This is a genomic window from bacterium, assembly GCA_030652805.1.
In the GTDB taxonomy this organism is placed as follows: Bacteria; JAHJDO01; JAHJDO01; order JAHJDO01; family JAHJDO01; genus JAHJDO01.
Window position 1 is genome coordinate 1 of sequence record JAUSPT010000010.1, and the last position, 8,971, is coordinate 8,971.

The 8,971-nt window shown below is 38.0% G+C and carries 14 protein-coding genes; 10 read left to right on the plus strand and 4 right to left on the minus strand.

Features of this window, described 5'->3' with window-relative positions; genetic code table 11:
- The first annotated feature begins 116 nt into the window (after positions 1–116).
- The 8 genes from Q7J67_00535 to Q7J67_00570 all read left to right on the plus strand — a co-directional run bounded on the left by Q7J67_00535 (position 117) and on the right by Q7J67_00570 (position 4,953).
- Positions 117–287, plus strand: coding sequence for a hypothetical protein (locus tag Q7J67_00535; GenBank protein ID MDO9463782.1), 171 nt, complete (start codon positions 117–119; stop codon positions 285–287).
- 154 nt (positions 288–441) lie between these two features.
- A complete protein-coding gene (locus Q7J67_00540) occupies positions 442–1,002 on the plus strand; it encodes an HNH endonuclease (protein ID MDO9463783.1) in 561 nt (186 codons plus the stop codon).
- Entirely contained in the window at positions 995–1,765 is a 771-nt protein-coding gene (locus Q7J67_00545) for a hypothetical protein (GenBank protein MDO9463784.1), read from the plus strand. Before Q7J67_00540 ends, Q7J67_00545 begins: the two co-directional genes overlap by 8 nt.
- Positions 1,758–3,107: a replicative DNA helicase gene (dnaB, locus tag Q7J67_00550; protein MDO9463785.1), complete on the plus strand. Its 1,350-nt coding sequence runs from the start codon at positions 1,758–1,760 to the stop codon at positions 3,105–3,107. The genes Q7J67_00545 and dnaB overlap by 8 nt, the downstream gene beginning before the upstream one ends.
- A gap of 82 nt (positions 3,108–3,189) precedes the next feature.
- The gene (locus Q7J67_00555) at positions 3,190–3,921 is read left to right on the plus strand and encodes an SAM-dependent methyltransferase (protein ID MDO9463786.1); all 732 of its coding nucleotides are present in this window, start codon (positions 3,190–3,192) and stop codon (positions 3,919–3,921) included.
- On the plus strand, positions 3,918–4,094 hold the full coding sequence (locus Q7J67_00560) for a hypothetical protein (protein ID MDO9463787.1): 177 nt from the start codon (positions 3,918–3,920) through the stop codon (positions 4,092–4,094). Before Q7J67_00555 ends, Q7J67_00560 begins: the two co-directional genes overlap by 4 nt.
- A gap of 296 nt (positions 4,095–4,390) precedes the next feature.
- Positions 4,391–4,759 (plus strand): hypothetical protein, encoded by a 369-nt coding sequence (locus Q7J67_00565; GenBank protein ID MDO9463788.1) that lies wholly within the window; start codon positions 4,391–4,393, stop codon positions 4,757–4,759.
- A complete protein-coding gene (locus tag Q7J67_00570; protein MDO9463789.1) occupies positions 4,756–4,953 on the plus strand; it encodes a hypothetical protein in 198 nt (65 codons plus the stop codon). The genes Q7J67_00565 and Q7J67_00570 overlap by 4 nt, the downstream gene beginning before the upstream one ends.
- 373 nt (positions 4,954–5,326) lie before the next feature.
- Here Q7J67_00570 and Q7J67_00575 read toward each other — a convergent pair whose 3' ends face one another.
- The 4 genes from Q7J67_00575 to Q7J67_00590 all read right to left on the minus strand — a co-directional run bounded on the left by Q7J67_00575 (position 5,327) and on the right by Q7J67_00590 (position 6,899).
- Positions 5,327–5,665, minus strand: coding sequence for a hypothetical protein (locus Q7J67_00575; protein MDO9463790.1), 339 nt, complete (start codon positions 5,663–5,665; stop codon positions 5,327–5,329).
- 357 nt (positions 5,666–6,022) lie between these two features.
- The gene (locus tag Q7J67_00580) at positions 6,023–6,253 is read right to left on the minus strand and encodes a hypothetical protein (protein ID MDO9463791.1); all 231 of its coding nucleotides are present in this window, start codon (positions 6,251–6,253) and stop codon (positions 6,023–6,025) included.
- 96 nt (positions 6,254–6,349) lie between these two features.
- Positions 6,350–6,547 carry a hypothetical protein gene (locus tag Q7J67_00585; protein MDO9463792.1) on the minus strand — a complete coding sequence of 66 codons (198 nt, stop codon included), beginning with the start codon at positions 6,545–6,547 and terminating at the stop codon, positions 6,350–6,352.
- A 73-nt stretch (positions 6,548–6,620) separates the two neighbouring features.
- Positions 6,621–6,899 (minus strand): HNH endonuclease, encoded by a 279-nt coding sequence (locus Q7J67_00590; GenBank protein ID MDO9463793.1) that lies wholly within the window; start codon positions 6,897–6,899, stop codon positions 6,621–6,623.
- A 630-nt stretch (positions 6,900–7,529) separates the two neighbouring features.
- Between Q7J67_00590 and Q7J67_00595 the strand changes: the two genes are divergently transcribed.
- Together Q7J67_00595 and Q7J67_00600 are read left to right on the plus strand one after the other, a co-directional pair.
- Positions 7,530–8,060, plus strand: a complete 531-nt coding sequence (locus Q7J67_00595; protein ID MDO9463794.1) for a DUF559 domain-containing protein — start codon at positions 7,530–7,532, stop codon at positions 8,058–8,060.
- Positions 8,061–8,354: 294 nt separating this feature from the next.
- Entirely contained in the window at positions 8,355–8,861 is a 507-nt protein-coding gene (locus tag Q7J67_00600; GenBank protein ID MDO9463795.1) for a hypothetical protein, read from the plus strand.
- The last annotated feature ends 110 nt before the right edge of the window (positions 8,862–8,971 follow it).

Consider the following 8,971-nt stretch of genomic DNA (forward strand, 5'->3'; position numbering starts at 1 on the left):
GACACACGCAATAAAAATAGAAAAGAAATAGCGGCTGAAGCGGGGTTTACCACGCTATATAGATGGATGTTGCAAAAAAAAATTAAATAAATCGTGGAAGAAGCTGAGGAATTAATATGGACATCGTAGAAAGATTAAAAGGCATCCTGAAAAAGGATCAGCTACTTGCCCGTGACTGGGACGAATATGGCGATGACATCGAATGTGAAATCGAGGATGCTATTGAGGAAATTGAGCGGCTGAGAATATCTCATTTAAATATTGACAAACATACACCACACGCGTAATGGTGCTTGTGAAAGGTAATTCTATGAGAAGTCACGGTCTCGACAATCAATTTAAAATTCAAATAGGGTATATCAAAAGACTGCACTCCCTGTGTAGTTCAGGAGCCGTGACCTCCGTTTTGGTATGCCCTATTGGTGTTTTAAGGGGATTGTTATGACAAAGAAGACCATCAAAAGAAAATCTATAAGCAAAAAATTACGATTCGATGTCTTTAAGAGAGACAACTTCCAATGTGTATATTGTGGGAAAACACCACCAGAAATTACACTTGAGATTGACCACATAGAACCAATTTCAAAAGGTGGAGACAACGATATAAACAATCTGGTTAGCTCATGCTTCGATTGTAATAGAGGGAAAAGGAATGTTCGCTTAACAAAAAAACCAAACAAAACACCTGAAAACATAGAAATATTAAAAGAAAAAGAAGATCAACTTAAAGAATATAGAAAATTAATAAGAAAAATTAATAGAAGGATTAATAATAATATTAATGGCATAAACAATATTTATATAAAGGCTTATCCTGGGTGGGAGTTTTCCGATTCATTTAAAACTGGAAGCTTAAAACGGTTTTTGAATTTTTTAACAAAAGAGGAAATTATTGAAGCTTTAAAGATAGCAATCAGTCGTTTGGGAAACGATAATGATAGGGTAATTAAATATTTTTGTGGGGTTTGTTGGCAGAAAATAAAGGACAAGCGCAATGAATAAAGATTTTAGAGTTGCCGTATCGTTTCCGCACCATCCTAAAACAAAAAAACTCATACGACAGTTAGGTTATGAGGCTGTTTATTCATTAATTAATTTATGGTCGTTTGTTGCTATGAATAAACCAAGTGGTGTTTTAAATAATATGGATATTGATGATATTGAAATTGCTTCTGACTGGAATGGGGAATGCTCAAAGTTCGTTTTAGCATTACTTGAGCATAAATTTATAGATGAAATAAGTGGTGTTTATAGTATCCATGACTGGAAAGATCATAACGGATATGCTTTTTATTCACCAGAAAGATCAAAAAAGGCAAAAAATGCAGCAGAAAGCCGTTGGAACAAAAAGAATAAAAACAATAATTTAATGCTAAACGATGCTAAGGGCATACTACAAGCATCACCAAGCAATGCCCCTTCTCCTGATCCTTCTCCTGATCCTTCTCCTAATAAAAAGGTTTTTAATCAAAAAGAATTTGAGGTTTTTTATTCAACTTATCCTAACCGTAAAGGTAAAAAAGAGTGTCTTGAGCGATGGAAGAAATTACTGAAAAACAATCAGCTTCCTGAAATATCTGTTTTACTGACTGCTGTTAAAAAACAAACAGCGTGGCGTCAAAATGCAAACGGCGAATTTAGACCAGAATGGAAATACCCGGCTACATGGTTAAATAAAGGCTGTTGGGAAGACGAATTTGAATTAAAGCTAAATAATTTTGAACCTGCTAATTATCAACCACCGATAGAGGATATTCTTGAATAACATCCCACCACAAAATATAGAATTAGAACAAAGCATATTATCATCATGTTTAATAAATACTGAATCCCTTGATGATATTGCTGATATATTAATCCCTAACGATTTTTACAAGACATCGCACCAGAAAATATATTCAGCTATGCTCGAACTAAAAAGAAAATCTGAGCCGGTTGATATTGTAATGCTTGTAGATAAATTAAAAATATTAAAACAATTAGAACTTATTGGCGGGGCAAGCTATTTAGCTGTACTTATAGATACACCGGTTGCGATTAATATAGAATACACAGTTAAAAAAATAAAACAATATGCTGTATTACGTAACACAATAGATATTTGTTATAAGACCATTCAATCATGTCAAGAAGCAAGCGGGGACACAGATGAGATTGTTGATAAATTCCAAACGGATATATTGAGAATAGACACTGGAATATCCGGTGACAACTATATAGATATGAAACAACTTGCTGTAGAGGGTGAAGATAGACATGAAATAATATATAATAATCAAACTAATGTTTCGGGGGTAGCTTCCGGTTTTATTGATATTGACAAAGTAACATGCGGATTTCAACCAGGGGACTTAATAATAATTGCAGCAAGGCCAAGTATGGGTAAAAGTAGTCTTATGCGGAACATGGCTGTAAATATGGCAAAAAAAGAAATACCTAACGCAATAATATCATTAGAGATGTCTAAGGAACAGCTTTATGATTCTTTGTCGGCGAGCGAAAGCGGAGTCAGTTTAATGAAGTTTAGAAATGGCTGGTTTTCTATGGATGATTGGCGCTTAAAAACAGAAGCTGCAAGCAGATTGTATGAATTAAAGATGTTTGTTGCCGATAAAGATTGTTTTAAGACGCTGGATATTTGCCGGATCGCCCGAAGGCTTAAAAAGAAAGAAGATATTAAAATTGTTTTTATTGATTATTTACAGTTAATCGAAGGGGATACAAAAAAAGGCAAAAACTATGAAGTAGGAGAGATAACGCGAAGATTCAAACAATTAGCAAAAGAGCTTGAAATTACGGTTGTTTTATTATCACAGCTTAATAGAGATTGCGAGAAGCGACCGGATAAAAGACCAGTGTTATCAGATTTAAGAGACTCTGGGTCGATTGAACAGGACGCAGACGTGGTGATGTTTCCGTATAGACGTGAACAATATATCATGAATAAATACCATGATGACGGCACGATGACGCCAGACATGATAAAGTGGCATGGCAAAGCTGAGTTGAATATTGCAAAGCAACGCATGGGTCCGACACGGAGAATTAATTTAATATGGCTGGACAAGACGGTGCAGTTTAAGGACGCTGTAAAAGATTTAAAATAATATCACTATGGCTATATACTCATAGACTACTGCCTAAGTATGCGGTAAGATTAATATTCAAAACGTTTAGACTGGAGGAAACATGAAAATCTCAAACGAAGTAGCAAACGTATTGGCAAACTCAGAAATAGATGATCTCAAATTATATCTACCTGGGGAACAACTTGAAAGAAAGCTATATATGGCTGTCAATAATGTCCTTGTTGCGCTCGAAGGAAAGTGGAATCGAAAAGAGAAAGCTCATATATTCAAGGTTGAACCGGCTGAAATTATAGAGGAAATCTTACTAACCGGAGAATACACAGACGCAAAAAAGGAATACCAGTTTTTTGAAACGCCAGACGAGCTCGCTAAAAAGCTGGTAGATATGGCAAATATCCAACCAGGCGAAACGGTGTTAGAACCAAGCGCGGGCCGCGGGGCTATTGTAAAGCATATTAATAAAGGCGCTTCTTGCGATTGTATAGAATTAAACTTGAAAGACAGAATATATCTCAGGGAAGAAGGATATTATGTTGTCGGAGAGGATTTTTTACAGTGTCAGCAAAGGTATGATGTTATTATTGCGAATCCGCCGTTTAGTTTTCAGTCCGATATTTCTCATATCACACACATGATAGAGCTGGCCAATCGGTGTGTCGTGTCGATAGCCTCCTCCTCTGTGATGTGGCGCACAAATAAAAAGTCGGTTGAGTTTCGTGAGTTGGTGGCTAAATCAGGCGGCACAATTAAGACTTTGCCGGAAGGCTCATTTAAGGAAAGCGGAACCAATGTTAATACCTGTGTTGTTCATATTGAGAAAGGGAGTTTATGAAACTAAAATTCTATGTCGGCTGGCTTTATATTAAAATTGCAAAGAACAGGTTGCTGGGCGGATACTATTTTGAGTTTAAAATATTGTTTTATGGTAGAGGATATTATGCGTGGAAAAAAAAGATGGAAAAGTTTAAAAGTCAACTACCGTCAGCTAAAGCAGACGGCTTGTAACTGCCTCGGAAGGCGCTACGATAGGCGGGTTGACTGCCGCCCTACCTGGGTAGCATATAGCGTCCAGGTTCATATTCATACATTAATCATGCTGTATGTAGTTGTCAAGAGAAATCTTAAAAAAAGGAGGAGGCCAATTCCTCTGTCGCCTGAAGACGACAGTCTCCTTGGCCAACTATTATGAAAAACAAACTAAAGAAATTGGAACAGGTAATATTTGTAAAACGGGGCCCGGGAAGGATAAGTGCTATCCGTGAGGCGTGGGCTGTGTTTATAACTGGGTATCAGAAGCCACTATGGCGGAAGCTGTGGGAAAGGATAATACGATGATTTTCCCAAAAACCATAAAAATTGGAGCTCACACATATCAGGTAAAACATCCTTACATTTTCAGCAATGACACTTTAACTGGTCAATGTTGTTTAGAAGTCGGAGAAATCAGAATTAAGGCAATGACACCAGCAGGTGAAATACAAACCAATACCGCTCAATTAGTTTGTTTTTTCCATGAGATTCTACATGCTATAAATTATACAAATTGTATGGAAAACCTTGGAAAGGAGTGCGATCCTGAAAAATTAATAGACGCACTGGCCGAGGGGATGGTACAGGTACTTATTGATAATGATTTATATAAAAAACCGGTGGAGAAGGTGAAAAAATGATACGACCGATCTGTAACTGGTTAGAGTGTGCGTCCGGTATGGGGTTGGCAGGCAGGGGCACGTGCGCATGGGGAAACCCTGATGACCCGAATTGCCCGGAATTTGAAAAATATTTGGAATTTGAGGAGGTTACAGATGGCGAAACAAGCGAAGAAGCTGACACGGGCGCAGAAAAAGAAACTATATCGAACTGAAGCAGGATTTCAGGCTGCGAAGCGGAAAAAACGAGCTCAGGAGCTCAACATAGAGTTAAACACTAACCAAGACGCCGCAAGCTCTCAAATTCCAGCGCTTGTGGCATAAGACAGGTGGAAACTTGGCTGAAAGAAAAAAGCCCGCCAAATTCGACTTGGCAGGCTTTAGATTCGTTATCGTGAGTCAGTAAGTAAACAACTATTTAAAATGGTGGTTTATGGCTTATTAGTTTGAAATTAAACATCAACACTAATCTACAGCGCTTAAAGCGCTAATCTATGATGCGCCAAACAGGATAGTTATAAACTCACGCATTAATCTACAGTGCTGTTAAGCCATTATTCCAATTTTTAAAGCGCTAATCTACAGTGCCTAATGTATATCTACCATTGTAAGGGGTGAAAGCCCAAGAGACTTCCAGCGATACGAAAGAATATAGAAATTCTTTTTTCGGTAAAGCCCGCCTTTTTGAACAACTTCAATAAACCCAATTTTCAGTAATTCCCTAATTTCTTTGCCAAAAGTCGCTTGGCTCATCTCGTCTTTCATTTCCCGATATGATACTGAAACCTGTTCGCCCTTGTTTGGATTGTATTTTCGTTTAATCCTTAGATAGGCTAATTTTGAATACCATTTGAGGAAACGCCATTCTTTTGAGTCGTACATGGAATGATAAATTTGGATAAACAACTCGCGGTCTTTTCTTGACATTTTGACACCTCCAGTAAGGTTTATGGGTATGAAGGGCGGGACTGAATGTACTGGCATTCAGAATTATGTTGGCCTAACAACCGCCCATTCATACTATTACTTATCAGAGGTGATGTCAAAATGTCAATATAAATTTATTCCGTTTTTTTCTCCCTTCTCATTGCCCGCTCTAAAATTATGGTTTCTGGTAAATTTATACAAACATTACACAAACATTGATTTACGGTTGCCTCATCAAACCGTAAAACCGCTTCAAATTCCGCTAAATTTTGTCGGCAATGGAAGCATGGGAACGCATGCTCCTTCCACCGCATTGGTTTTATTTGCATTTTTCCTCCTTTCTAACTTCCCCAGTTGTTATATTTCCCCTAAAAACTCTACAAAGTTAAAAGGGGTGCCACCTACGTAGGCGGCAAAAACCATCCATACCTCACCCTCCGAGGAGAACTGGAAGTCCCAGTCTCCCGAGCGATGGATGTGTATCGCTCCGATTTGCTCCGGAGCAACCTCGTCCCCTGCGGTTTCCCACTGGTTCTCTGCCAGCGGGCAATCCCTAAACAAAACCATCTCTGAAATTATTTTACACATTTTTCTCTCCTTTTTTTTCCCGGCATAATTGCCGGTTTAGTTCCTCACGTCCGCCCTGGATACTCAATCAAGAGCGGGATCAAGAGCTAAGCGGGGTTAATAGTCTCCGCAGCATATATCCTCATAACTGCATCCATCAGCGCATCTGTCGCACTGATACCCAAGCCGCACATCCTTAGCTGTGAGCATATTAGGACGCTCACATGTTGGGCACTGATACGCCCTGGGGTTGTTCTCTGTAGCCCGTCGTAGAGCGGACTTGCCACCTGGATCCGCAAATAAGTATCTTTTCATGGTTTTTCCTCCTAATTTTTCCCCGGCGTGATTGCCGGCTGCTTTTTTATAGAGCTACCCTGGATTAAAACTGTTACCAATAAATATTATTATTAAGCTGGTGTAACATAATCTCTAATCGTTTTAATATAGTCTTATAGCTTCTACGTTTACCCTTCCTGATTCGCATTAATAAAGAATTCTCGTCGAACCGATGTTCCTTGCAATGAGCACTTCTTGATAAAGCAATTAAATTATCTGGGCTGTCATTAGTAAAATCCCTATCCTTATGGTGGATGTCACAACCTTTTGGAATTTCACCGTAATACTCTTGATATGCTTTTCTTGTTTTGTTGCCGTTATGTTTTAACATGGGTTCCTCCAAATAAAAAAAGGGCGCTCCATAGAGTTTGAGGCGAATAAATGGTTTCCCAAAGATTCACTCTATAAAGCGCCCGATTAATTGTTTTATGAAATAAAAAATCCATTTACCGCCTCAATCCCTACTTATAAAACTTACTGGAGAATGTCAAGTGAAAACGTAAACTATTTAAGATAGTACTGCGAACACTGTGCCACATTGTTAATTTATTTGATATATTTGTATAGGCTGTTGATTTTGTTTGATAATAAAAAAAACTTGACATAGTTAAAAGATTGGTAGTATATCGTTTGTAAAAGCAAAACTGGTGATTAGCCCGTGTCACTATTTTAGCGGGCTGACGTGGTGTTGGTCTGTAAGCCATTGATTTTACATGTGGATAAAAACGGTGAAAATAACCTAAAAAAACTTAAGATAACATACAAAACTGTTGACATGATTTTATCGGTGTGCGATTATCGGTCATAAAAAGTTTACATAATCCAGAAAAATGAAAAAACCGTGAAAGATTAGGGATGTATGGAAAATAAAAAGTGTACGAAAATCGAATATGTGTAATCGTGCACAAACAGCACAAGACAATGATAAAATATATTCAAGTACCTATGGGGAAGAGAGAATATGACAAGAGCAGAGGAAATAGCAAAGCAAGAAGAATGGATTAAAAAACATCCATCATACAAGAAACCAAGAAGGGTAGTCTTTTATAAGTCAAGCCAGTCTAATAAAAAAATTAAGCCATCTAAAAAACATAGACAAAAGAATATAAATAAAGAGTACCGAAAGGCATTAAGAAGAAATAAACGTGGGCTTATTACAAATATAACAAGATCAGAACAAACCTTCAAAGACCTGCTTAACGCATTAGAGATAGAATATAATTTTCAAAGGATTTTTACAGTCGGCAAGAAAGGTTATATAGTTGATTTTTATTTAACGGACTATTTAACTGTTATTGAAATTGACGGCTCTAATCATAACGAGAAAGAACAAGATACAAAAGACGGTGAGAGGACAGACAATTTGTTAAAATTGGAGAAGATTAAACATATTATTAGATTTGATAACGACGAAGTTCTTTATATGTCTATAAATAATCTTAAAAGAATCCTGGGATTAAAGATATGCCCATTTATTGAGGACTTGTTATGATAACAATATATCACACCTATCAGAGCAATCAAGCCAAATTGGATATAAACAGACAGCTTGTAATCGAGCTACAGCGTACATTAACACCAAGGCAAGGGTAAACTGGAGATATAATGGGCGATTTAATCACTTATTTTTATAGTCTTGATCAAGACAACCAATATGTGATGATGTATTACAGGGTGTGCTCAAGCGCAGAGACAACACAATACATTATGATCAGGATGTACTAAAAAAACCAACTACCGCAGCAGAAAAGCTACCAAGCCGCCCAAAAGCTTTTAAACGCCCGCAATGAAAAGGATAAAAACAATGAATGACCCTGGACAAACAAGCAATGGGCGGTGCTTACCGAGATTGTCTGGGGATTTATATAAGCGGTTTTTCCAGAATTTATCCCTCACGTGTAACGTTACAAAATCAGCGGCAAGCATAGGTGTATCGCGTCAACATGTACATCATCTCAGACGCAACAACAAACAGTTTGCCAAAGACTGGGATGATGCTATAGAGCGTGCTACAGATACACTGGAGGCGGAGGCCAGGCGTCGTGCTCTGGAAGGGTTCGCCAGGCCAATCTATTATCAAGGTAAAAAAGTCGGTGACGAGATTCTGTATTCTGATCAGTTGATGGTAACGCTGCTTCGAGCGCACAGACCGGATAAATTCCGAGAGTCAGGCTTTGATCTTCCTCCCGGATCAGAGATCGTCATAGCTATGAGACGTGCAGATGAGGTTAAGACCGATGAGGTAATCGACATAACCCCTACCCCTGATACACCGGATAAGATTACAGAGTAGCACGCCTGCGCTGATATTATTGACAATACTGATTGGCTTTTTGAGACTGTTTTAATGACATCTGCAAGGTTGCTGACATCATTATAAGGGGTATTTTTAATGATAACCGA

Bases quoted from the DNA above. Each gene is read 5' to 3' on its own strand.
- Q7J67_00535 (MDO9463782.1), top strand. From the start codon at position 117: ATGGACATCGTAGAAAGATTAAAAGGCATCCTGAAAAAGGATCAGCTA.
- Q7J67_00540 (MDO9463783.1), top strand. From the start codon at position 442: ATGACAAAGAAGACCATCAAAAGAAAATCTATAAGCAAAAAATTACGA.
- Q7J67_00545 (MDO9463784.1), top strand. From the start codon at position 995: ATGAATAAAGATTTTAGAGTTGCCGTATCGTTTCCGCACCATCCTAAA.
- Q7J67_00555 (MDO9463786.1), top strand. From the start codon at position 3,190: ATGAAAATCTCAAACGAAGTAGCAAACGTATTGGCAAACTCAGAAATA.
- Q7J67_00560 (MDO9463787.1), top strand. From the start codon at position 3,918: ATGAAACTAAAATTCTATGTCGGCTGGCTTTATATTAAAATTGCAAAG.
- Q7J67_00565 (MDO9463788.1), top strand. From the start codon at position 4,391: ATGGCGGAAGCTGTGGGAAAGGATAATACGATGATTTTCCCAAAAACC.
- Q7J67_00570 (MDO9463789.1), top strand. From the start codon at position 4,756: ATGATACGACCGATCTGTAACTGGTTAGAGTGTGCGTCCGGTATGGGG.
- Q7J67_00575 (MDO9463790.1), bottom strand. From the start codon at position 5,665: ATGTCAAGAAAAGACCGCGAGTTGTTTATCCAAATTTATCATTCCATG.
- Q7J67_00580 (MDO9463791.1), bottom strand. From the start codon at position 6,253: ATGTGTAAAATAATTTCAGAGATGGTTTTGTTTAGGGATTGCCCGCTG.
- Q7J67_00585 (MDO9463792.1), bottom strand. From the start codon at position 6,547: ATGAAAAGATACTTATTTGCGGATCCAGGTGGCAAGTCCGCTCTACGA.
- Q7J67_00590 (MDO9463793.1), bottom strand. From the start codon at position 6,899: ATGTTAAAACATAACGGCAACAAAACAAGAAAAGCATATCAAGAGTAT.
- Q7J67_00595 (MDO9463794.1), top strand. From the start codon at position 7,530: ATGACAAGAGCAGAGGAAATAGCAAAGCAAGAAGAATGGATTAAAAAA.
- Q7J67_00600 (MDO9463795.1), top strand. From the start codon at position 8,355: ATGAAAAGGATAAAAACAATGAATGACCCTGGACAAACAAGCAATGGG.